This is a genomic window from Actinoplanes sp. NPDC051411 (genome assembly GCF_040682075.1).
GTDB lineage: Bacteria > Actinomycetota > Actinomycetes > Mycobacteriales > Micromonosporaceae > Actinoplanes.
In genome coordinates, this window is sequence record NZ_JBFBAD010000022.1 from 42,179 (window position 1) to 64,617 (window position 22,439).

The window sequence follows — 22,439 nt, forward strand, 5'->3', positions numbered from 1 at the left end:
ACCAAGTCTAGTCCGGCCTCCCGACCTGTCGGAGTCGGACAACGCGTCCGACATAACCGCATAAAAGCCGTGAATAGTGCCGTTCCTAAATGAGTCTCTGGGGAGGCAACGTGCGGATACTGCTGCTCGTTACGGCGTTCAACGGATTGACCCAGCGAGTGTGGTGCTCGCTGCGCGAGGCCGGGCACGACGTCGGCGTGCAGCTGGCCACCAGCGCGGAAGACATGATCGAGGGAACGCGGGCCGCCGACCCCGACCTGATCATCTGCCCGTTCCTCAAGGACCGGGTCCCGGCCACGGTCTGGCAGCGGTGGCGGACGATCATCATCCATCCCGGCCCGGTCGGCGACCGCGGACCCTCCTCGCTCGACTGGGCGATCACCGAAGGCGCCCGGCAGTGGGGCGTCACCGCACTGCAGGCCGTCGAGGAGATGGACGCCGGGCCGATCTGGGCCACCCGCACCTTCCCCCTGCCGATGGCCCCACCCCGCAAGTCGTCGCTCTACAACGGGCCGGTCGCCGACGCCGCGATGGAATGCGTCCTCGAGGTCGTGAAGAAGGCCGTCGACCCCGAATTCACCCCGATCCCGGCCGAGCGGATGCCGACCGAAGCCCTCCCGCCACAACCCGAACTGCGGAAAGAGGGCGGCGCCCGGCTGCGGCCGCTCATGCGGCAGGACGACCGGGCCTTCGCCTGGACCGAACCGACCGAGCACATCGTGCGGCGGATCCGGGCCGCCGACGGCTCCCCCGGCGTACGCACCGAGATCGCCGGGCTGCCGGTCTTCGCGTACGACGCACACCCCGGACTGCACCGGGGCGGACGGCCGGGCGAGCTGATCAGCCGCCGCCAGGGTGCGGTGCTGGTCGGCACCGGGGACGGCAGCATCTGGCTGGGCCATCTGCGGTCGGCCGAGAAATACCGGAACATCAAGCTCCCGGCGACCACGCTTCTCGGAGCGCGGCTCCGCGGCGTACCGCACTCGCCGCTGCCGCCCGGCAGCGAGCCGGAATCACCGGGCGCCTATCGCCAGATCCGTTATCGCCGCAGCGGCCGGGTCGGATGGCTGGCCTTCGACTTCTACAACGGCGCGATGGCGCCCGGGCACTGCCGGCGGCTGCTCGCCGGGCTGAAGTACGCGACCGCCCAGGACACCGACGTGCTGGTGCTGCGGGGCAGTACGGACGCGTTCAGCAACGGCATCCACCTCAACGTGATCGAGGCGTCGACCGACCCCTCGGGGGCGGCGTGGGCCGCGATCCGGGCGATCAACGAGGTGTGCCGGGCGATCATCACGTGCAGCCGGCAGGTCGTGATCGCCGGCTACGCGGGCAGCGCCGGGGCCGGCGGGGTGATGCTCGGGCTGGGCGCCGACATCGTGGCCGCCCGCGAGGGGATCGTGCTCAACCCCTACTACGACATGGGGCTGTACGGCTCCGAGCTGCACACCTTCACGCTCCCCCGCCGGGTCGGGCCGGAGCAGGCGCAACGGCTCATCGACGAGAAACTGCCGGTGAGCGCGTCCGGGGCGGCGACGATGGGTCTCGTGGACGAGGTCGGGCCGCGCCATCCCGACGCGTACGGGGAATGGCTGACCGCGCTCGCCGAGCGGCAGAGTGACCCCCGCCTGGCCCGCGTCCGCCGCGCGGCGAAAGCCAAGCGTCTCGCCGGCGAGCGGGTGCCGCTCGAGGTCTATGAGGCCCGTGAGCTGGCCGAGATGAGCCGGGACATGTTCGGCGATCGATCCGGGTTCGCGGCCGCCCGGCGCGACTTCGTGACCAAGGCCCGCCCGGGTGCGACCCCGCCGCGGCTGGCGCTCCCGGTGAAGGGAAAAGTCGTGCCGGTCGCCCGCGTCCGCCCGGCGGTGCCGATCTCGGCCTGAGGTGAGACCCGAGGTGAGAAGTGCCTCAATTCACCCCCGCTTGAGGCGACGCCGATACGATCGGCGCAGTCGGGACAGCGCAGTCCTGGAGCACCTGATCGCGAAGGAGCGCCCCGATGACCGACCAGCACGGCCACCTAGACCCCGATAGCCCCGACGCGGCGCTGCGCGCCGACATCCGGCGCATCGGCACGCTGCTGGGCCAGACCCTTGCCCGCCAGGAAGGCCGGCCGCTGCTCGACCTGGTCGAGGAGGTCCGCGCCCTGGTCCGCCAGGACGCCGAGGCCGCCGCCGACCGGCTGGCCGCGATGGACGTCACGACCGGCACCAAACTGGCCCGCGCGTTCTCCACCTACTTCCACCTGGCCAACATCACCGAGCAGGTCCACCGGGCGCGCGACCTGCAGCGACGCCGGGCCCGCAACGGCGGCTGGCTCGACCAGGCGGCCAAGCTGATCGCCGAGCAGGGCGTCCCGTCGGACGAGATCGCGGCGGCCGCCCGCCGGCTCGCGATCCGGCCGGTGTTCACCGCCCACCCGACCGAGGCGGCCCGCCGCTCGATCCTCTCCAAGCTGCGGCAGCTGGCCGACTCGCTCGACGCCGAGGCGTCCGCCGCGGTGCTCTACGGCGCGTCCGACACCAGCGCCACGACCCGGCGCCTGGCCGAGCTGATCGACCTGCTCTGGCAGACCGACGAGCTGCGGCTCGACCGGCCCGACCCGACCGACGAGGCCCGCAACGCGATCTTCTACCTGCGCGACCTCTACGCCGACGCGGCTCCGCAGGTGCTCGGCGACCTCGCCGAGACGCTCCGCCAGCTGGGCGTCGAGACCTCGCCGACCAGCCGCCCGCTGACCTTCGGGTCGTGGATCGGCGGCGACCGCGACGGCAACCCGTTCGTCACCCCGGCGGTCACCCGCGACGTGCTGATCATCCAGCACGAGCACGGCATCCAGGCCACCGAGAAGGCGATGGACGCGCTGATCGACGAGCTGTCGGTCTCCCGGCGCCTGCGCGGCGTCTCCCTCGACCTGGCGGCCTCGCTGGCCAAGGACCTCGACGACCTGCCCGAGGTGGCGCCCCGGTTCCGGCGCACCAACGCCGAGGAGCCCTACCGGCTCAAGGTCCGGGCGATCAAGGCGAAGCTGGCCAACACCCGCAAGCGCCTCGACCAGGGCACGGCCCACGTGCCGGGCCGCGACTACCTGGGCAGCGACGAGCTGATCAGCGACCTCGAGCTGATGCGGGCGTCCCTGGCCCGCAACTCGGGCCAGCTCACGGCGGTCGGCGTGGTCGCGACGGCGATCCGTACGGTCTCGGCGTTCGGCCTGCAGCTGGCGACGCTCGACGTGCGCGAGCACGCCGAGAAGCACCACGAGGTGCTCCAGCAGATGTACACACAGGTCGGCGAGGTCGACGACTATGCCGCGCTCGACCGCACCCAGCGCACCAAGCTGCTGGCCGACGAGCTGACCGGCCGCCGGCCGCTGTCCGCGCTCGACACGCCGCTGACCGACTCGGCCCGCAAGACCTTCGACGTGTTCAACACGATCCGGGAGGCCCAGGACCGGTTCGGCATGGACGTCATCGAGTCGTACATCATCTCGATGACCCTGGGCGTCGACGACGTGCTGGCCGCGGCCGTGCTGGCCCGCGAGGCCGGCCTGATCGACATCCACACCGGCCGCGCCCGGGTCGGCATCGTGCCGCTGCTCGAGACGCCGGCCGAGCTGGACGCCGGCGGTGACCTGCTCGACGAGATGCTGTCGCTGCCGGCCTATCGCGAGATCGTCCGCGCCCGGGGCGATCTGCAGGAGGTCATGCTCGGCTACTCCGACTCCAACAAGGAGGCCGGGATCACGACCAGCCAGTGGCGGATCCACAAGGCGCAGCGGTCGTTGCGTGACGTGGCCGCCCGGCACGGCGTGCGGTTGCGGCTCTTCCACGGTCGGGGCGGGACGGTCGGGCGGGGTGGTGGCCCGACGCACGAGGCGATCCTCGCTCAGCCCTACGGCACGCTGGACGGTGCGATCAAGGTGACCGAGCAGGGTGAGGTCATCTCCGACAAATACACCCTGCCGGCGCTGGCCCGCGAAAACCTCGAGCTGACTGTGGCCGCCGTTCTGCAGGCGACCCTGCTGCACACCTCGCCGTCGGTCGACCCTTCGCAGTTGGCCCGGTGGGACGCCACCATGGACTGCGCCTCCGACGCGGCGTTCGGGACATATCGGGCCTTGGTCGAGAACCCCGACCTGCCGGCCTACTTCTGGGCGGCGACCCCGACCGAACTGCTCGGCCAGCTCAACATCGGGTCACGGCCGTCCAAGCGGCCCAACGCCGACGCCGGACTCGGCGGCCTGCGGGCCATCCCGTGGGTGTTCGGGTGGACGCAGACCCGGCAGATCGTCCCCGGCTGGTTCGGCGTCGGCTCGGGCCTCCAGGCCGCCCGCGAAGCCGGGCACACGCCGGTCCTGACCGAGATGCACGAACACTGGGAGTTCTTCAAGACGTTCCTCTCCAACGTCGAGATGATGCTCAACAAGACCGACCTGAAAATCGCCCGCCGCTACGTCGACACCCTCGTCCCGGCCGGCCTGCACCCCATCTTCGACACGATCGAAGAGGAATACGACCGCACGGTCCGCGAGGTCCTCGCCATCACCGGCGGCAACGACCTGCTCGACGCCCAGCCCGAACTGAAGCGCACCCTGGGCGTCCGCGACACCTACCTGGAGCCGCTCCACCACCTCCAGGTGGCCCTGCTGCGGCAATACCGCGACCTGGGCGACACCGAACGCCAGCTGGCCACGGCACCGGGCGCCCGGCGGGCCGCCTCCGACTCGACAGCCCTCGAACGGGCCCTGCTCACCACCGTCAACGGCATCGCCGCCGGCATGCGCAACACCGGCTGAGCTGCCGCTTCACCTCGGCGCGGCGTCCGCTTCCGGCGGACGCCGCGCCTTTTCCGTACGCGGGGTGCGCTCGCCCCACCACTACGGTGGACCGATGCCGGATGATCTCGTTCTGCGGCTCGACCGCCCGACCGCCGAGAACCTCTACGTGGTCCTCTACGAGCACGGCGAACACCTCGCGGCCGGCGCGCCGATCACCCCACTCGGCCCGAGCGAGTCCGCGAGGCTCGGCCGCCTGATCGCCGACCTGGGCCACGCCCTCGGGCGGCGCTGCTCACCGTCCTGCGACCACGCGCGGGGAGAAGACATCGACTGAGTTTCTGCTCGCCTCGCCGTTCACGAGTTGAGGGCGATCTCCGTCTTCGTCACCTGCAGGTCGGCGGGGACCACCCCGTACGCCCGGAGCGCCGTCGACACCCGCGCCGCGACCGCCGGCGCCTCGTCGACCGGGCAGCGGGTCGACAGTTCGACCAGGTCGGAGCCGTCCGGGTAGCGCCAGCGTTCCGCGGTCAGGCCGCCGTCGAAGCCGCGCAGCTTGACGTTCTGGCAGCGTACGTCGATCGGCCCGAACACGGTCAGGTCGCCGAGGGCGACCGCCGGGGCGTACTGCGTGAGGAGCCGCCGCTGGCGGGGTGAGAGGAGTTTGGTCAGCGGCCGCCCGGCCGCGACCGTGCGCGACACCTGGCCGCGGGCCAGCCGTTTCTTCAGCGCTCCGGAGCACACCGAGTGGCCGGGCAGCGCGTCGATCTCCATCCGGAAGCAGTCGGCGTGGCGCAGCCAGCCGGGCACCCGGCCCGGCACGACCGGCCGCAGTTTGACCACCGCGTCGTCGCGCCGGCGGGCCCGGTCGCGGAACCGGACGATCACCCCGAGGCGATAGAGTGCCAGGTCAGGCGTGTCGAGGAAGTAGATGCGGCGGGTTGGCCCGCGGTCGCGGTCGAGGCCCAGCGAGCGGCTGCCCTTACGGTGCACGACCAGCTTCAGCTCGACCTGGTCGACCTCGTCGGCCAGCGTGTGCAGCCGGTCCGGCTGCCAGAACCCCGTCGTTGTCACGGCCCCACTTCCCTCGTAGCCCCGGCCGGGCCGCATACCCTCGTCCACCTTCCGTTAACCCTAGAGCAACGCGGAATTCTCCCAACGTGGCCCGGGCCACGCCCGCGGGGCGGCCGGATACCGTACTGGGGTGACGAACCTCCGGAAGCAGATCCTCGACGACCTCGGCGTGCGGCCGTCCGTCGTCCCCACCGACGAGATTCGGCGCCGGGTCGACTTCCTCAAGGACTATTCGCGCGCGTCCCGCACCGAGGGCTTCGTGCTCGGCATCAGCGGCGGGCAGGACAGCACCCTCGCCGGCCGGCTGTGCCAGATCGCGGCCGAGGAACTGCGGTCGGAGGGTCACGCCGCGACGTTCGTCGCGGTCCGTCTGCCGTACGCCGTGCAGGCCGACGAATCCGACGCGCAGATCGCGCTCGACTTCATCTCCCCGGACCGCTCGATCGTGGCCAACGTCAAGCCGAGCGCCGACGCCTTGGCCGCCGAGGTGGCGCGTGACCTGCGCGAACCGCTGCGCGATTTCGTCCGCGGCAACATCAAGGCCCGCGAGCGCATGGTGATCCAGTACGCGATCGCCGGTCAGCTCAACCTCCTCGTCGTCGGCACCGACCACGCGGCCGAGGCGGTCACCGGCTTCTTCACCAAGTTCGGCGACGGCGGCGTCGATGTGACCCCGCTCACCGGCCTCAGCAAGCGCCAGGGCGCCCAGCTGCTGCGGGAGCTCGGCGCGCCGGAGTCGGTCTGGCGGAAGGTTCCGACCGCCGACCTCGAGGACGACCGGCCCGCGCTCCCCGACGAGGTCGCGCTGGGTCTCACGTACGCCCAGATCGACGACTACCTGGAGGGCGCCGACGTGGCTCCCGAGGTGGCCGAAAAGCTGGAGTCGATCTATCGCACGACCCGCCACAAGCGCACGGTCCCGGTCACCCCGCTCGACGACTGGTGGCGTAACTGAGAGTGAGCTGAGAACCCTCGGGGCGCTCTCAGGGTTCCACCTGATCCGGCAGGGTGCGGGTGGTTCCTAGGCTAGGCCTGTGACCATCATCGCGACTCAGGCGCTGACGAAGACGTACGGCGGCGGGGTGACGGCTCTCGCCGACCTGACCGTTGACGTCGATGCGGGCGTCATCGGGCTCGTCGGCGCCAACGGCGCCGGTAAGAGCACCTTCATTAAAATCATGCTGGGCCTGCTCGCACCGTCCAGCGGGTCGGTCCGGGTCTTCGACCTCGATCCGGTCTCGCAGACCGACAAGGTCCGGGCCCGTGTCGGATACATGCCGGAGAACGACTGTCTGCCTCCGGACGTCTCCGCCTCCGAGTTCGTCACCCATCTGGGCCGCATGAGTGGCCTGCCCCGCACCGCGGCCCGCGAGCGTGCCTCCGAGGCCCTGCGGCACGTCGGGCTCTACGAGGAGCGCTACCGGCAGATCGGTGGCTACTCGACCGGCATGAAGCAGCGGGTCAAGCTGGCCCAGGCGCTCGTGCACGACCCCGATCTGCTGCTGCTCGACGAGCCGACCAACGGCCTCGACCCGGCCGGCCGCGAAGCCATGCTCGCCCTGGTCCACCGGATCGGCACCGAGTTCGGCATCTCGGTCGTCGTCTGCTCCCACCTGCTCGGTGAGGTCGAGCGGATCTGCGACTCGCTGATCGCGATCGAGGGCGGCCGGCTGCTTCGCGCCGACCGCATCTCGGCGATGACGACCGCCTCCGACGTTCTCGCGGTCGAGGTCAGCGAGGGTACGGACGAGTTGGCCGAGTCCCTCACCAACCACGGCCTGGCGGTCAGCCGGGAGGGGCGCCTGCTGCTGGTGCCACTCACCTCGGACGACTCGTACGACCAGATCCTGCGGGTCGTGGCCGATCTGGACCTGCCGCTGCACCGCCTCGACCAGCGACGCCACCGGGTGGCCGAGCTCTTCACGACGAAGGAGACGGCCGATGTCTGAGGCCGGCGTCATCCATGACATCGGATACCAGCGGTACGAGGGTCCGAAGCTGGGCCGGGGCGCGCTGTTCGGCTCGCTCTACGTGCACGGCATCCGGGCCTCGTTCGGTCTCGGCCGTTCGGCGAAGGCCAAGATCTTCCCCTGGCTGGTGGCGGGCATCGGCCTGCTCATCGCCGTGATCGACGCCGGGGTTAAGGCCAAGGCGAACATCACGCTGTTCGACTACTACCAGTTCGACGAGACGATGGGGATCCTGGTCGTCTTCTTCGTCGCCATCATCGCGCCCGCCCTGGTCTCCCGCGATCTGCGCGCCGGGGTGCTGCCGCTCTACTTCAGCCGCCCGGTGCGCGCCTCCGACTACGTCATGGCCAAGGTGGCCGCGCTGATCAGCGCGGTGTGGCTGTTGCTCGGCGTACCGCAGCTGATCATGTTCCTGGGCGCCGCCTTCACCACCAAGACCGGGATGAAGGGCGTGTGGCACGAGGCCGGAAACCTGCTCCCGGGCTGGGGCTACAGCGTGCTGTGGGCGGTCCTCTTCTCGGCCATCGGCCTGCTGATCGCCTCGGTCACGGGCAAGCAGGCGTTCGCGGCCGGCGGCATCGTCGCCCTCTTCGTGGTGACCACCCCGATCGTCGGGGTGCTGAGCATCCTGCCGTCCGAGACGTCGCGCAACCTGGCCGGCCTCGCCAGCCCGGAGACCCTGGTCGGCGGCATCAGCACCTGGCTGCGAAACAAGCCGAACGCGGGCATCGACATCGGAAGCTTCGGCCCGATCTACGGCATCGAGTTCGTCTGCCTGGTCGCGGCCCTGTTGCTGCTCCTGCTGGCCCGCTATCGGAAGGTGGCTTCCCTGTGAGCACCGTCGATCTGCAGAACGTCTCCCGCTGGTACGGCAACGTGGTGGCCGTCAACGACATCACGATGAGCCTGGAGCCGGGCGTCACCGGCCTGCTCGGTCCGAACGGGGCCGGCAAGACCACCGTGCTGCACATGATGGCCGGTTTCCTCAGCCCGTCCCGCGGCACCGTCACCATCGACGGATCGCCCACCTGGCGCAACCCGGGCATCTACCGCACGCTGGGCCTGGTCGCCGAGCGCGAGGCGGTGCACGGCTTCCTGACCGCCCGCCAGTTCGTCACCGCGTGCGCCAAGATGCAGAAGCTGCCCGACCCGGCGGCCGCCGCCGACCGGGCGCTGCGCCTGGTCGAGATGACCGACGCGCAGGACCGGCGCATCGAGACCTTCTCCAAGGGCATGCGCCAGCGCACCCGGGTCGCCGCCGCGCTGGTCCACGAGCCGCAGGTGCTGCTGCTCGACGAGCCGTTCAACGGCATGGACCCGCGCCAGCGGATGCACATGATGACGCTGCTGCACAAGCTGGGCGAGCAGGGGCACACGATCCTGTTCAGCTCACACATCCTGGAGGAGGTCGAGCAGCTCTCCGGCCTGGTCCAGGTCATCGTGGCGGGCCGTCTCGCGGCCTCCGGCGACTACCGCAAGATCCGCCGGCTGATGACGAACCGGCCGCACGTCTTCGCCGTACAGAGCTCCGATGACCGCCGCCTGGCGGTCGCCCTGATCGGCGAGAAATCCGTGAGCGGCGTCGAGATCGAACAGACCGGTCTGACCGTACGCGCCAGCGACTACGGCAGTTTCACCCGCGCGCTCCCGCGCATCGCCCTGGGCGAGGGCATCCGGCTGCGCAAGCTGCTGCCGTCCGACGAGTCCCTGGAGAGCGTCTTCTCCTACCTGCTGGAGGCATGATGTCCACAGTCGCCTACATCACCGCCCGCGGCCTGTTCGGTCGCCGCCGGCTGCTCCTCCTGCTGCCCCTGCCGGTGCTGATGATCCTCCTGGCGGTGATCTGCCGGGCCAACGACGTCGCGCCGACCCAGTGGGGCCAGCCGGTCATCGTCGGCCTCGGCCTGGTCGTGGTGCTCCCCGTGACGTCGCTGATCGTCGGCACCGGCGTCCTCGGCTCCGAGGTGGACGACGGCACGATCGTCCACATCCTGACCAAGCCGCTCCCGCGGCGCGACATCATCTTCGCCAAGCTGCTGGTGGCGATCGTGGTGAGCGCGGTCAGCGCGGCCATCCCGCTGTTCATCGCCGGCCTGCTGGCCGACTCGGCCGCCTTCGGCCTGGCACTGGTGATCGGCGGCGTGGTCGGCGCCATCGCCTACTCGGCCCTGTTCGTGCTGCTCAGCCTGCTGAGCCGCCGCCCGGTCCTGCTCGGCCTGATCTACATCCTGGTCTGGGAGGGCCTGCTGGGCCGCTTCCTCAGCGGCACCCGGGTGCTCTCCATCGAGCAGTACGTGATCGCCCTGGCCGACAAAATCCATCCCACCGACATGCTGAAGGGCGTGGTCTCGATCCCGGTCGCCATCGTGATGAGCGCGATCTTCATCGTGGGCGGCACCCTCTACGCCATCCGCCGCCTCGGCTCCTTCAGCGTCGCCGGCGAAACCAGCTGACCCGCACGCCGGGCGCCGGGCCACGGCCCGGCGCCCTGGCCGCCCCGCTCGCCGAGCCGGACGCGGCCGGCTCGGCGGAACCGTTCGAGCGTCTCGTGTCGCTGAGGCTGTACGACGCCGTCCGGGCGGCGCACGCCGCGGCGAACGAGGCCCTGACCGATGCGAACGGGCTCGATGTCTTCACCGAGGCCGTCTCGCAGGGTGTGACTGCCAACCTCTGTGAGGCGCTGGTCGGCCTCGGCGGCGAGGCCGGGCACCCGTTCGAGTTGTCGCTGCGGCTGGCACCCTCGCGGCCGCTGCGGAGCGCCCCTTTCGCGCCGGTCCGTTTCCGGCGCGATCACCTCCCGGTCCTCTCGTCGGCCGCCCGGGAACTTCGGGAACGTGTGCCCGTGGAGGGAAACGTCGTCTCGGCCGTGCCGGGGGCGGAGTGACGGAGCGCGCGGCACCAACGCGCACTGTGATCTAGCGCACAGTGAGGCCACGCGGTTGCCGGTCAGGGCTGGAAGCTCTGGTCAGCGGGCGGTGACCGCCACCTGGAACATCGGCAGGTGGCCGAGGCGGCGGTAGGCCTGCAGGGCGGCCGGGGTGCTGTCGACCGACGAGTCCTGGCCCTTCTGGTTGTGCGGGGTCTCGAACTGCACCATCGCCTTGATGCGCGGGAAGCGGCGCAGCTCGGAGCCGAGATCGCGATAGAAGTCGACCTTGTAGCGGGTGTTCTTCGAGGACGACCAGACGCCCCATTCGGCGATCATCAGCGGCTTGTGCGGGTGTTCGCGGATGGACCAGTTGTAGAAGCCGGGCCAGGCCCGTTTGCCGCCCAGTTTGCGGTTCAGCACCTCGGCGAAGTCTCCGTGGCCGTAGCCGGGGGTGCTGTACGCGTACACGTCGAGGCCGATCCAGTCGACCACGTCGTCCCCCGGGTACATCTGGTCGAACCAGCTCTTGGTCGCGTGCGGCACGTACGCCATGTGCACCAGCACGGTGACCATGTTGTGCACGCCGTCGGCCCGCAGCCGCTTCACCACGTGGCGGTACATCGCGGCGTAGTCCCGGGCCGTGTAGCCCGAGCCGGCCTTCTCGCGGACGTCGTTCTCGCCCTCGTGGTGCACAGCGAAGAAGAACTTGTCGGGGAACGTCCGGCGGATGTGGACGGCCAGCCGGTCGAGGAACGCGTCGGTGCCCCGGTCGCCGCGGGCGATCGCGGCCCAGGAGGCGGCTTCCGGTTTCCAGTTGAGGAACAGGATGCGCGGCGCGCCTTTCTGGTGGGCGATCGCGATCTCCTGCGGCGTGGGGAACAGCCGGTGGATGCCGCCGTGGTAGGCGTGGTAGATCGCCTGGTGGCGCCCGGTTTTGCGTTCGAAGGCGGCCAGCGCCGAGGCGCCCCGCGACTCGGTGTGGGCGCCCGGCGCGACTCCCCAGAGGACGCCGCAGGTCGGGATCAGCTTGTCCGCGGTGTGGCAGGCCGATCGCGCCAGTACGGGCGGGGCGGGGACGGCCGGTGCGGAATGTGAAGGCCCGGGCGCGGCACCCGACGTGGTCGGAGCGGCGGCGTGGACTACGGGGTCGTCCCCCGCGCCCGGGCGTGTCAGAAGGGAGGGGGCGGCGAAACCACCGGTCGGCAGGGGCCCGACGGAGAACGGCGAGGGGCCGGGTGCCAGTAGGGGCAGGGCCACGGTCGGGTCACCCGGAAGGCCGATCTGCGACATCCCCCCGGTCCACGCCCAGGCGAGCGTGGTGACGGCGGAAAGAACGAATGCGACGGGTATCGCGGCGAAGTGGAGATGCCGGAAACGGCGCGGGCGACGACTCACGATCAGCCAGTATTGTGACTTTTATCCGATTTGTCCAATACCCGACGAGAAATCCGTCGTGGGGAGACCCGCCTCGACCTCGATCAGCAGGGCTGCAAAACTGTCTCCTAATCGGCCGCAAGGGGATACGACAGTGAATGGTTCGGTGCTGCCCGAGGATGTGCTGCGGGACGCCCCGTCGTACACGCCGCGCCCGCACGAGCTCGCCGACCTGGAGCTCCTGCTGAGCGGGGCCTACTCGCCGCTGACCGGGTTCCTCGGCCGGGCCGATCTGGCCGCGCTGCAGCGTCGCGGTCAGCTCGCCGACGGAACCCAGTGGCCGGTGCCGGTCACTTTGGAGCTGCCGGCCGAGCTGGCGAGCCGGCTCGACGCCGACGACCCACGACAACGCACGGTCGTGCTGACCGACCCCGAGGGCGCGCCGGTGGCCGCCCTCGAGCTCACCGACGTCTGGCCGATCGATCCGCAGCGCTACGGCGCCGGCGGCACGGTCCGCCGGATGGGCGACGGCGGGCACGGCCCGTTCCAGCGGCTGCGGCGCTCGCCCGAGGAGGTCAAGGCGCTGCTGCCGCCGGGCCGCGTGCTCGGCGTGATCGCCGACCGCCCGCTGCACCGGCCTCAACTGGCGCAGATCGCCCACGCCGCCCGCACGCTGGCGGCCCACCTGCTGATCCTGGTCCCGGTGAGCGGTCCCGGCCCCGACGGCCTGCCGCCCGAGGCACTCGTCCGGGCGATCTTCGCGGCCCGTGACCGGATGCCTCCGGCGACCATCGTCGCGGTCCCGCTGCTCACCCGGGGCGACGAGATGCGTGACGCGCTCCTGCGGGCGCGGGTGGCCGGGGCGTACGGCGTGACCCACGTGCTGTCGACCGGCGACATGCTGTCCGGCGCCGGCCTGCGGGTGCTGGTGCCGCGCGAGCTGGCGTACGACAACCGCGACGGCCAGTGGCGCTGGCGCGACGACATCCCGCCCCGCAACCGCCGGCTGGCGATGACCCCGGCCGAGATCGACGACCTGCTCGACCGCGGCTTCCCGCTGCCCGAGTGGCACACCCCGCCCGCGGTCGCCAAGGAGCTGGTCCGGGTGCGCCCGCCGCGCCGGCACCGCGGCCTGGTCGTCTTCTTCACCGGCTTCTCCGGTTCGGGCAAGTCGACGATCGCCCGCGGCCTGGTCGACTCGATGCGCGAGAGCGGCGACCGCACGATCACGCTGCTCGACGGCGACGTCGTGCGCCGTGAGCTGTCGGCCGGTCTCGGCTTCTCCAAGGCCGACCGGGACGCCAACGTGCGCCGCATCGGCTGGGTCGCGGCCGAGGTCGCCCGGCACCGCGGCATGGCCGTGGCCTGCCCGATCGCGCCCTACGAAAGCGCCCGCCGGGCCGCCCGGCGGATGGCGACCGAGGCCGGGGCCGGTTTCGTGCTCGTGCACGTGGCGACCCCGCTCGAGGTGTGCGAGCAGCGCGACCGCAAGGGCCTGTACGCCCGGGCCCGGGCCGGTCAGCTGCGCGGCATGACCGGTGTCGACGACCCTTACGAGGAGCCCGCCAACGCCGAGCTCACGATCGACACCACCGACATGTCGGTGCCGGAGGCGATCGAGGTGGTGCTGGCCTATCTGGTGGAGAGCGGCTGGGTGGAGCCCAAGTTGAGCTGACCCATCACGTAGGCGGGAGTGAGACGTTTACCCCTCCGGGGGCAAAGCACCCTCTCACTCCACCCCGGAAGGGCCGCCGAAACCGATGGAAGCGTCCGCCTCGTCCGCTGATGTCTCGCACTACCTAGGCGTCTTCCGCCGCCACTGGTGGATCGCGCTGCTGGCGACGGGGGCCGGGCTCGGAGCCGGAACGGCGCTGACCCAGGCGCTGCCGAAGGTCTACGAGTCGTCGACCTCGGTGCTCGTGCAGGCCGTCGACCAGGACACCAACGCCTCCGGTGGCCGCACCAAGGGCGCGGTCAACCTCGACACCGAGGCCCAGTTGGTCGGTTCGGGCGCGGTCGCGGTCAAGGCGGCCGAGCTGCTGCGGACCACCCGCTCGCCGATCGACCTGGCCAAGGACGTGTCGGTCGAGGTGCCGGCGAACACCACGGTCCTGGTGGTCAACTTCAAGGGCGGTACGCCGCAGGAGGCCCAGTCCGGGTCGCACGCGTTCGCCGAGGCCTACCTGCGCAACCGGCAGGAGACCGCGCAGGACGGCCTGAACCAGCAGATCAAGACGCTGAACGCCAAGGTCAAGCAGCTCACCACCACGCTGACCGGCATCAACGCGCGCCTGTCGCGGGCCGCCAAGGGCAGCCCGGACGAGAGCAACCTGCTGAGCCTGCGCAACAATTCGCAGAACCAGCTCAACTCGCTGACCGGCAAGCTGAACGAGCTGACCACGACCACGGTCGGCGCGGGCAGCATCATCAGCGACGCCCGCCTGCCCGACACGCCGACCAGCCCCAACCCGATGGTCAACCTGGCCACGGGCGGCATGGTCGGCCTGCTGCTCGGTCTGCTGCTGGCCTTCGCCCGGGAACGCTTCGACCGGCGCCTGCGCACCGCGGCGGACGTCCGCGACCGCGGCCGGATGCCGGTGCTGGCGGCCCTCGACGACCGGACCACTCCGCACTTCGACGACGTGCTGCAGCCCTACGGCGCGGGCGGCCGGGTCTTCAACCGGCTCCGCAACGAGGTTCTGGCCAGCCTCCAGCCGGGCGACCAGATCATCGTGGTGACCGGGGCGAGCCGCGGTTCGGCCGCGACCCTGGTGTCGGCGAATCTGGCCGCGGCGCTCGCGCGTACCGGAAGCAACGTCGTGCTGATCGGCGCGCACCTGCCGGACAGCGTGGTGGATGCCGCGCCTCTGGCGCGGATGTTCGGGGTCTCGGCGACGCCGGGCCTCTCCGAGCTGCTGGCCGGGCGGGTGAGCCTGGCCCGGGTGCTGCAGCGCACGCCGCGTATCCCGTCGCTGCGGGTGATCACCACCGGTGGTGCCGCCACCGCGGCCGGCCTGATGCAGTCGCAGCGGCTGCGCGACACCCTGCAGGCGCTGCGCGGGCAGGGCGGCTACGTGGTCATCGAGGCGCCGTCGACCAGCAGCAGCGCCGACGCGCAGGGTCTGGCCAGCCTGGCCGACGCGGCGATCCTCGCGGTCGAGCTGCGACGTTCGCGGCGCCCGGCCCTGCTCGACGCCGTCGAGCAGCTGCAGCGGGTGGGGACTCCGCTGCTCGGCGCGGTCGTGTTGCCGCGTCTGGCCCCGATCCGGGCGGCCGACGTGCACGGTCCGGCGGTGACGCTGACCGCGGGCATGCCGGTGGCCGGCGGCAAGCCGGTGCGCGACAACGACATGACCCAGCCGATGCGCTTCCCGACCGGCACGTTGTCGGCGGCGCAGAAGGAGGCCACGAGGGACAAGGGCCCGAAGGCTCTGCCCAGTCCGCATCCTCCGCTCGACGACACGGCGATCATCGACATGTCCGACGTGGTCAAGGCCGCCGGAAGCCCTGACGGCACCAAGGACGGCGACCAGCAGTGAGCCTTTCGGTCGCGGCCCCGGAGAAACCCGGCGGCCCGGCGGAGGACGGCAAAAAACGCGCGCTGCCCGCCTGGCCGGTCACCGTCGTGCTCACGCTCTATCCCCTGTGGTGGGCGCTCGGTCTCGGCGTACTCATCTTCGCCCTGGTCGCCGCGCCGATGCTGTTCCTTCTGCTGCGGCGCGCGGCCGCCGGGAGGCGGCTGCGCCTGCCACCCGGCTTCGCCTGGTGGGCGCTGTTTCTCATCGCGGTGGTCGTCAGCATCGGCGCCCTCGGCGCCGACCCGGCCGGGACGGTGCCCGGGCATGCGTCGGGCCGCCTGCCCGCCGTCGTGTTCCGGCTCGGGATGTACGCCGCCCTGACCGTGCTCCTGCTCTACGCCGGCAATCTGAAGGAGTCCGAGCTCCCGCGCAAGCGGCTGGTGCGACTGCTCGGCTGGATGTTCGTGGTGACGGTGCTGGGCGGCCTGCTCGGCATCGTGGCCGGGAGCTTCGAGTTCACCTCGCCGGTCGAGATGCTGCTGCCCGGTCACCTGCGCAACATGAGCTTCATCCAGTCGATGGTCCACCCCTACGCCGCCCAGATCATGGACCTGGTCGGCGGGGACCGTCCGAGGCCGGCCGCGCCCTGGGGTTACACCAACACCTGGGGCAACAACTTCTGCCTGCTGGCCGGCTGGCTGGTCGTGGCGGCCTGGCAGTCGGGCCGGGGCCGCACCCGGATGTGGGCGCTGATCTGTCTGGGCGTCTCGATCGTGCCGGCCGTGGTCTCGCTCAACCGGGGGCTCTGGATCGGCCTCGGCGTGCTCGCCCTCTACGTCGCCGCCCGCCTCGTGCTGGCCGGCCGGCTCTGGATCCTGGGCGTCGTCGCGCTGGCCGGGGCGGTGCTCGCGGTCGGCCTCGTCGCCACCCCGCTCGGCAACGTCGTCTCGGCGCGGCTGGACAACGGCAAGTCGAACGGCGTGCGCTCGTTCCTGATCGACAAGGCGCTGGACGGTTTCGCCGCGTCGCCGGTCGTCGGCTACGGCAGCACCCGGAACACGGCCGGCGGACGGCAGTCGATCACGGTCGGCGAGAGCGCGGGCTGCGAGCGCTGCGGCAACTTCACCGTCGGCGGGAACGGCCAGTTGTGGCAGCTGCTGTACGCGCACGGCGCGGTCGGCACACTCGGCTACCTCGGCTTCTTCCTGTTCGGCCTGTGGCGGTTCCGCCGTGACCGCAGCCCGATCGGCATAGCCGGCAGCGCCGCGATCGTCACCTCGTTCTCGGCGATGCTCTGGTACAACTCGCTCGTCACCCCTCTTGCCTTCATGGTCCTGGCATATGCGCTGCTCTGGCGAAATCAGGTAGTCCGACAAGAGGGGGAACAAGCATGAGCCCGGTCAAGACCGCACCGCCCGAGTTGACCGCCGGCGACGCGGCCCTGCGCACCCAGTACCTCACCGAGGTGCTCGACCTCCTCTACCCGCAGCCGTGCCGCACCGACGGCTCGCCGGGCACGCCGATCGCCGAATATCTGGTCGTCCCCGACGCCCGGCGGCCCCGCCTGCTGGTGCCGACGGTCTCGCGCCGCGTCGCGGCGGTCGCGGTCCGCCGGTACGCCGAACCACAGTCGCGAACCGCACGGTTCAAGCGCGACGCGGTCGTGGCCGCGCTGCGTACCGGCGCCTCAGGGGTGCTGCTGCGCGACAAGATCCGGGTGACCGGCCCGTTCTCGACCAGCATCGACGGCTATCTGAGCGAGGCGCTGGCCCGCGAGCTGGCGATCAGCATCCACATCGGACCGGCCCGGGCCAACCGCAAGCCGGTGCTGCAGCTGATCGGCCCCGAGGGCGACACGTTCGGCTTCGGCAAGCTCGGGACCGGCCCGCTCACCCAGCGGCTGGTGAAGGCCGAGACGGCGGCGCTGACCGCGCTCGGCAGCAGCGGCCTGACCAAGCTGACCGTGCCCCGGGTGCTGCACGCCGGGCAGTGGCAGGGCCTGCAGGTGCTGGTCCAGTCGGCGCTGCCGGTCTGGCTGCCCCGGGCCACCCTGACCCCGCGCCGCCTGGTCGCGGCCATGCTCGACATCGCCGGCTGCTGCGGCTACACGCAGGGCACGCTGGCCGCCGGGTCGTACTGGCACGAGCTGCGCCAGCGGCTGGCCGCGGTGGCCGACCGGCCCGAGGGCGCGAGTCTCGCCTCGGCCGCCGAGCTGCTGGTCAAGCACGCCGGCGAGACCGGCTTCCGCTATGGCGCGTGGCACGGCGACTGGGCGCCCTGGAACATGGCCAACGTCGACGACGCCCTGCTGGTCTGGGACTGGGAGCGGTTCGCGACCGGGGTGCCGCTCGGCTTCGACGCGGTGCACCACGAGCTTCAGCGGCGCATCCAGTCGACCGACGACGCCCGGGACGCGGTCGAGGCGACCGTGCAGCGGGCGGGCGAGCTGCTGGCCCCGTTCGGCGCTCCGGCCGAGGGCCGCACGCTGACCGCGCTGCTCTACCTGGTCGACCTGGCCACCCGTTATCTGACCGATCGCCAGGCCGAGGCCGGCGCCCGCCTGGGCGTGCTCGGAACCTGGCTGCTGCCGGTGCTGATCCGCCGGGTCGAGGAGCTCTGAGCACAGTGGACGTTCGCAAGGTTCCGGCGCCGGTGAAGCGGGTGGTCCACCTGGGCTCCCGCTCATACGGCCGGTTGACCGCGCCGAGCCGGATGACGCCGGCCTTCCTGATCTGCGGTGGGCAGCGCTGCGGCACGACCTCGCTCTACCGCGCGCTGGCCGGCCATCCGATGATCCTCAAGGCGGTGCTGCACAAGGGCGTGCACTACTTCGACGTGTCCTACGACCGCGGAATGCCTTGGTACAAAGCGCATTTCCCGCTGCAGCGGCACGCCGACCGGCTGACCGAGCGCTACGGCTCGCCGGCCCAGACCTTCGAATCGGCGCCGTATTACATGTATCACCCGCAGGCGGCCGCCCGGATCGCCCGCGACCTGCCCCAGACCAAGCTGATCGCGCTGGTGCGCGACCCGGTCGAGCGGGCGTACTCCCAGCATCACCACGAGGTGGCGCGCGGCTTCGAGACCGAGCGCGACTTCGGGGCGGCCCTGGCGCTCGAACCGGCCCGGTTGCACCGGCAGGAGGACCGGCTGGCCGAGGACCCGCGCTACTACAGCTTCGCTCATCAGCACCACGCCTACCGGGCCCGCGGCGAGTACGCCCGCTACCTGAGCGTGATGGCCCAGCACGTCGGCCGGGAGCGGATCCACGTGGTCGAGAGCGAGCGGTTCTTCGCCCAGCCGGCCGACGTCTACGACGAGATCTGCGACTTCCTCGGGCTGCCGACCTACTTCGAGCGGCCGGCGTTCGAGCAGCACAACGCGCGTCCCCGGCAGTCCGACATGGATCCGGCGCTGCGCCGCGAGCTGACCGCCCACTACCAGCGCCACGACGACGCCCTGGCGTCCTGGCTCGGGCACACCCCCGTCTGGCGTCGCTGATGACGGCCGTCCTCGAACGCGAGGCGACGAAGAAGGTCGCGCGCGGGGGCCTGGCCAACATGGCCGGATCGGCCCTGGCGGGGGGCGCCGGCGTCATCGTCACCTGGGTGGTGGCGAGGTCGCTCGGCACCGACCAGGCGGGCGCGTTCTTCGCCGCCACGGCCGCGTTCGTGCTGACCGGCGGGCTCGCCAAGCTCGGCACCCAGACCGGGCTCGTCTACTGGCCGGCGCGGCTGCGGGCGACCGGGCGCGACCACCTGGTCGGCGCCTGCCTGCGGACCGGCCTCCTGCCGGTGCTCGTGCTGTCGCTGCTGCTGGCCGCCGCCATGTGGGCGCTCGCGCCGGCCATCGCCCGCACCACCGCTCATCAGGCGGCCGGGGTGGTCGGCGCGCACACCGCCGGGCTCCGCGCGCTGGCTGTCTTCGTGCCGCTGCAGGCGATGACCGACGCCCTGCTCACGGCCACCCGCGGCTACAAGGCGATGCGCCCGACGGTGGTGCTCGACCGGGTGCTGCGCAGCGGGCTGCAGGTCGTGCTGGTCGCCGGCGCCGGGATCGCCGCGCTGTCGCTGCCCGTGTTCGCCACGGCCTGGGCGGCCCCCTATCTGCCGGTGACGGTGCTCGCCGCGTACGGATTGAGAAAGCTCTATCGCGCGAGCAAGCCGCCCGGAGTGACCACGACCCGCGCCGAGCGGAGCGAGGTGCGGCGGGCCTTCTGGCGTTTCACCGGGCCGCGCGCGCTGGCCAGCGTCGCCCAGCTGGCGTTGCAGCGGGTCGACGTGCTGCTGGTGGCCGCGCTCGGCGGCCTGGTGCCGGCGGCGATCTACGCCGTGGCGGGCCGCTTCGTGGTGCTGATCCAGTTCGCCAACCAGGGCATCTCGCAGTCGGTGCAACCCCGGCTGGCCGAGGCGCTGGCGACCGGCGACCGCGACGCGGCCAACCACCTCTACCAGACCGCGACCGGCTGGCTCGTGCTCGTCACCTGGCCGATCAACCTGCTGGTGATGCTGTTCGCGCCGGTCTATCTCCGGTTCTTCGGCGACGGCTACACCAAGGGCGTCCCGGTCGTCGTCGTGCTGGCCGGGGCGATGCTCGTCGCGACCGGCTGCGGCATGGTCGACATGGTGTTGGCGATGGCCGGCCGCACCTCGTGGAACCTGGTCAACGTGCTGGTCGCGCTGGCCGTCACGATCGGGCTCGACTGCCTGCTGGTGCCCCGGATGGGCGCGCTCGGCGCGGCGATCGGCCTGGCCTGCGCGATGGTCGCCAACAACCTGCTGCCGCTGATCCAGGTCGGCCGCGCGGTCGGCCTGCATCCGTTCGGCGCCGGCACCCGCGCGGCCGCGCTGCTGTCGATCGGCTGCTTCGGCCTTCTGCCCCGGCTGGCCACCGGCCTGGCCGGCGGCGGAACGGTCGGCCTGACCCTGGCCGTGCTCGTCGCGGTGCCCGCCTTTCTGGCCGGGGCCTGGCTGCTGCGCGGCCCCCTGGCTCTGGACGCGTTCAAACCCTTCGGGAAGAGGAGGACCAGTTGACCACGGACTACACCAAGGTGTTTCAGGACGCCGCGGCGGTCGAGAAGTACGAGAACATCACCTACGCGCCGGACAGCTATGCGTGGCAGATCAATCAGCGGCAGCGTGATTATCTGCGGGCGCTGGTGAAGCGGGAGTTCGGGCCCCGGGCCCCGGTGCAGCACGACTTCGCCTGCGGCACCGGGCGGGCGATCCGCACGCTGCACGGCATGGTCCGCGAGGCCCACGGCTACGACACCTCGGAAGAGATGATGGCCAAGGCGGCCGAGGTCGGCTCGCACGCGGTGTGGCACAAGGTGCCGATCGAGGGCCCGGTGCCCGAGCCGGTGCTGGCCGGTCAGCCGGTGCTGGTGACGATGTTCCGGCTGCTGCTCAATGTGGACGACGCGGTGCGCGACCGGGCGATGGCGTTCGCGGCCAAGGCGCTGCCGGACTCCAACGCGGGCCTGCTGGTGGTCGAGAACCACGGCAACGCCGGGTCGCTGCGGCACCTGCGGGCGCGGCGGCACGACGGCGAGCGGTGGTTCGCCGAGCTGTCGCACGAGCAGATCTACCGGCTGTTCTCCCGGCACGGGTTCGAGATCGTCGAGCGGCGCGGGTTCTCGATGATCACGCCGGGGCTGCATCAGAACCCGCTCGCCCGGGTGGCCGACGCGGCGGTTCGCCGCCTTCCCGGCAGCGATCAGTACGCGGTCAACGTCCTTTATGCGGCGCGCCGTGCGTAGGGCATTCTTGATCTTCACGGCGATGGTCCTGGTGCTTGCCGGCTGCTCCAGCCCGAAGAAGGCGACCCCGGCGCCGCCGCCCGATCTGTCGAAGAGACCCGCCGGCATCGCGATCAACCCCGGTCCGTTCGAGTCCGGCCCGTTCAAGGCGCCTCGTGAAGGGGCCTACGTCGGGGCCTGGATCAAGCCGGAGCAACTCACCCACGTCGGCCGCCTCGCCGCGGTGGACGACATGGAGTCGAGCCTCGGCCGCAAGCTGAAGATCGTCAACACGTACCGACGGTTCGAGCAGATGGTCGGCACGTCGTCGGACAAGGAGTTCCTGGCCCAGGGCGCGACCCTGATGGTCAGCTGGGCGACCGGCGACAACCGGTCCATCGTGGACGGCGAGCACGACGACCTCATCCGCAGGCAGGCCGAGGAGATCAAGGCGCTGCGCGTACCGGTGCTGCTGCGGATGCGCTGGGAGATGGACCGGCCCAACCTGCGGGCCACGATGTGGTCGGGCCCGGACTACATCGCGGCCTGGAAGTACGTGCGGAACATCTTCCGGACGGTCGGGGCCGACAACGTCAGCTGGGTGTGGTGCCCGACCGCCGAGGGCTTCCAGCGCGGCGACGCGGCGCCGTTCTATCCCGGCGACGACCAGGTCGACTGGACCTGCGTCGACGTCTACGCCGCCACCCAGTTCGAGCCGATCGGGCAGCTCATGGAGCCGTTCCTGCAGTGGGCGGCCCAGCACCCCAAGCCGATCATCATCGGCGAGTTCGGGGTGGCCAGATCGTGGGGATCGGCCGGGCGGGCGGCCTGGCTGTCCGACGCCGAACGGACCTTCAAGGCCAACCCCCAGATCAAGGCGGTGGCCTACTTCGAGTCCAATCCGGACGGTAACGCGCCCGACAAACAGTTCCAGCTGGCCGGCGACAAACCGGCGTTCAAGGCGTTCCACCGGCTGGTCACGGATCCGTACTTCAATCCTTGACGCTCTCCAGGAACTCCAGGCGATTGCCGTGGTCGTCCGCGCTGTGGAACCGCCGGTAGCCCGGGAAGTGGGGATCCCACTTGACCGGGCGACCGGCGGTTTCCAGTTTTCGCGCCAAAG

At 71.3% G+C, this 22,439-nt stretch carries 20 protein-coding genes; 17 read left to right on the forward strand and 3 right to left on the reverse strand.

Annotated features, from left to right (window positions below; all coding sequences use genetic code 11):
- Positions 1–89: 89 nt before the first annotated feature.
- The 3 genes from AB0M88_RS14725 (at position 90) to AB0M88_RS14735 (ending at position 5,111) form a co-directional block, all read left to right on the forward strand.
- Complete coding sequence (locus AB0M88_RS14725; protein WP_364100944.1) at positions 90–1,883, forward strand: enoyl-CoA hydratase-related protein; 1,794 nt, start codon at positions 90–92, stop codon at positions 1,881–1,883.
- 116 nt (positions 1,884–1,999) lie between these two features.
- Complete coding sequence (gene ppc, locus AB0M88_RS14730) at positions 2,000–4,795, forward strand: phosphoenolpyruvate carboxylase (RefSeq protein WP_364100947.1); 2,796 nt, start codon at positions 2,000–2,002, stop codon at positions 4,793–4,795.
- A 94-nt stretch (positions 4,796–4,889) separates the two neighbouring features.
- A complete protein-coding gene (locus AB0M88_RS14735; RefSeq protein ID WP_364100950.1) occupies positions 4,890–5,111 on the forward strand; it encodes a hypothetical protein in 222 nt (73 codons plus the stop codon).
- 20 nt (positions 5,112–5,131) lie between these two features.
- Here the strand turns inward: AB0M88_RS14735 and AB0M88_RS14740 are convergent, their stop codons facing one another.
- Positions 5,132–5,848 carry a hypothetical protein gene (locus AB0M88_RS14740; RefSeq protein WP_364100953.1) on the reverse strand — a complete coding sequence of 239 codons (717 nt, stop codon included), beginning with the start codon at positions 5,846–5,848 and terminating at the stop codon, positions 5,132–5,134.
- Positions 5,849–5,978: 130 nt separating this feature from the next.
- Between AB0M88_RS14740 and nadE the strand changes: the two genes are divergently transcribed.
- From nadE to AB0M88_RS14770, 6 genes are all read left to right on the forward strand, one after another.
- Complete coding sequence (nadE, locus tag AB0M88_RS14745) at positions 5,979–6,803, forward strand: ammonia-dependent NAD(+) synthetase (RefSeq protein WP_364100956.1); 825 nt, start codon at positions 5,979–5,981, stop codon at positions 6,801–6,803.
- A gap of 79 nt (positions 6,804–6,882) precedes the next feature.
- On the forward strand, positions 6,883–7,797 hold the full coding sequence (locus AB0M88_RS14750) for an ABC transporter ATP-binding protein (RefSeq protein ID WP_364100959.1): 915 nt from the start codon (positions 6,883–6,885) through the stop codon (positions 7,795–7,797).
- Positions 7,790–8,653 (forward strand): ABC transporter permease, encoded by an 864-nt coding sequence (locus AB0M88_RS14755; RefSeq protein ID WP_364100962.1) that lies wholly within the window; start codon positions 7,790–7,792, stop codon positions 8,651–8,653. Before AB0M88_RS14750 ends, AB0M88_RS14755 begins: the two co-directional genes overlap by 8 nt.
- Positions 8,650–9,561 (forward strand): ABC transporter ATP-binding protein, encoded by a 912-nt coding sequence (locus tag AB0M88_RS14760; protein ID WP_364100965.1) that lies wholly within the window; start codon positions 8,650–8,652, stop codon positions 9,559–9,561. The genes AB0M88_RS14755 and AB0M88_RS14760 overlap by 4 nt, the downstream gene beginning before the upstream one ends.
- Entirely contained in the window at positions 9,561–10,271 is a 711-nt protein-coding gene (locus AB0M88_RS14765; protein WP_364101094.1) for an ABC transporter permease, read from the forward strand. The genes AB0M88_RS14760 and AB0M88_RS14765 overlap by 1 nt, the downstream gene beginning before the upstream one ends.
- 95 nt (positions 10,272–10,366) lie before the next feature.
- Positions 10,367–10,702, forward strand: a complete 336-nt coding sequence (locus AB0M88_RS14770) for a hypothetical protein (protein WP_364100968.1) — start codon at positions 10,367–10,369, stop codon at positions 10,700–10,702.
- A gap of 81 nt (positions 10,703–10,783) precedes the next feature.
- On the opposite strand, the gene AB0M88_RS14775 is transcribed toward AB0M88_RS14770, so the two are convergent.
- Positions 10,784–12,082, reverse strand: a complete 1,299-nt coding sequence (locus tag AB0M88_RS14775; RefSeq protein WP_364100971.1) for a glycosyl hydrolase — start codon at positions 12,080–12,082, stop codon at positions 10,784–10,786.
- A 133-nt stretch (positions 12,083–12,215) separates the two neighbouring features.
- Between AB0M88_RS14775 and cysC the strand changes: the two genes are divergently transcribed.
- The 8 genes from cysC (at position 12,216) to AB0M88_RS14815 (ending at position 22,319) form a co-directional block, all read left to right on the forward strand.
- On the forward strand, positions 12,216–13,736 hold the full coding sequence (gene cysC, locus AB0M88_RS14780) for an adenylyl-sulfate kinase (protein ID WP_364100974.1): 1,521 nt from the start codon (positions 12,216–12,218) through the stop codon (positions 13,734–13,736).
- 85 nt (positions 13,737–13,821) lie between these two features.
- Positions 13,822–15,600, forward strand: coding sequence for a Wzz/FepE/Etk N-terminal domain-containing protein (locus tag AB0M88_RS14785; protein ID WP_364100977.1), 1,779 nt, complete (start codon positions 13,822–13,824; stop codon positions 15,598–15,600).
- Positions 15,597–16,973, forward strand: coding sequence for a hypothetical protein (locus tag AB0M88_RS14790; protein ID WP_364100980.1), 1,377 nt, complete (start codon positions 15,597–15,599; stop codon positions 16,971–16,973). Before AB0M88_RS14785 ends, AB0M88_RS14790 begins: the two co-directional genes overlap by 4 nt.
- A complete protein-coding gene (locus AB0M88_RS14795; RefSeq protein WP_364100983.1) occupies positions 16,970–18,199 on the forward strand; it encodes a hypothetical protein in 1,230 nt (409 codons plus the stop codon). The genes AB0M88_RS14790 and AB0M88_RS14795 overlap by 4 nt, the downstream gene beginning before the upstream one ends.
- A 5-nt stretch (positions 18,200–18,204) precedes the next feature.
- Positions 18,205–19,080 (forward strand): sulfotransferase domain-containing protein, encoded by an 876-nt coding sequence (locus AB0M88_RS14800; protein ID WP_364100986.1) that lies wholly within the window; start codon positions 18,205–18,207, stop codon positions 19,078–19,080.
- Positions 19,080–20,612 carry an MATE family efflux transporter gene (locus AB0M88_RS14805; protein WP_364100989.1) on the forward strand — a complete coding sequence of 511 codons (1,533 nt, stop codon included), beginning with the start codon at positions 19,080–19,082 and terminating at the stop codon, positions 20,610–20,612. The genes AB0M88_RS14800 and AB0M88_RS14805 overlap by 1 nt, the downstream gene beginning before the upstream one ends.
- Complete coding sequence (locus AB0M88_RS14810) at positions 20,609–21,337, forward strand: methyltransferase domain-containing protein (RefSeq protein ID WP_364100992.1); 729 nt, start codon at positions 20,609–20,611, stop codon at positions 21,335–21,337. Before AB0M88_RS14805 ends, AB0M88_RS14810 begins: the two co-directional genes overlap by 4 nt.
- Positions 21,330–22,319, forward strand: coding sequence for a glycosyl hydrolase (locus AB0M88_RS14815; RefSeq protein WP_364100995.1), 990 nt, complete (start codon positions 21,330–21,332; stop codon positions 22,317–22,319). Before AB0M88_RS14810 ends, AB0M88_RS14815 begins: the two co-directional genes overlap by 8 nt.
- On the opposite strand, the gene AB0M88_RS14820 is transcribed toward AB0M88_RS14815, so the two are convergent.
- Positions 22,309–22,437, reverse strand: a complete 129-nt coding sequence (locus AB0M88_RS14820; RefSeq protein WP_364100998.1) for a hypothetical protein — start codon at positions 22,435–22,437, stop codon at positions 22,309–22,311. The genes AB0M88_RS14815 and AB0M88_RS14820 overlap by 11 nt on opposite strands.
- Positions 22,438–22,439 lie beyond the last annotated feature (2 nt).

Coding starts and splice junctions, on each gene's coding strand:
- AB0M88_RS14785 (WP_364100977.1), top strand. CDS start 13,822: ATGGAAGCGTCCGCCTCGTCCGCTGATGTCTCGCACTACCTAGGCGTC.
- AB0M88_RS14805 (WP_364100989.1), top strand. CDS start 19,080: ATGACGGCCGTCCTCGAACGCGAGGCGACGAAGAAGGTCGCGCGCGGG.
- AB0M88_RS14795 (WP_364100983.1), top strand. CDS start 16,970: ATGAGCCCGGTCAAGACCGCACCGCCCGAGTTGACCGCCGGCGACGCG.
- AB0M88_RS14765 (WP_364101094.1), top strand. CDS start 9,561: ATGTCCACAGTCGCCTACATCACCGCCCGCGGCCTGTTCGGTCGCCGC.
- AB0M88_RS14725 (WP_364100944.1), top strand. CDS start 90: ATGAGTCTCTGGGGAGGCAACGTGCGGATACTGCTGCTCGTTACGGCG.
- AB0M88_RS14755 (WP_364100962.1), top strand. CDS start 7,790: ATGTCTGAGGCCGGCGTCATCCATGACATCGGATACCAGCGGTACGAG.
- ppc (WP_364100947.1), top strand. CDS start 2,000: ATGACCGACCAGCACGGCCACCTAGACCCCGATAGCCCCGACGCGGCG.
- AB0M88_RS14735 (WP_364100950.1), top strand. CDS start 4,890: ATGCCGGATGATCTCGTTCTGCGGCTCGACCGCCCGACCGCCGAGAAC.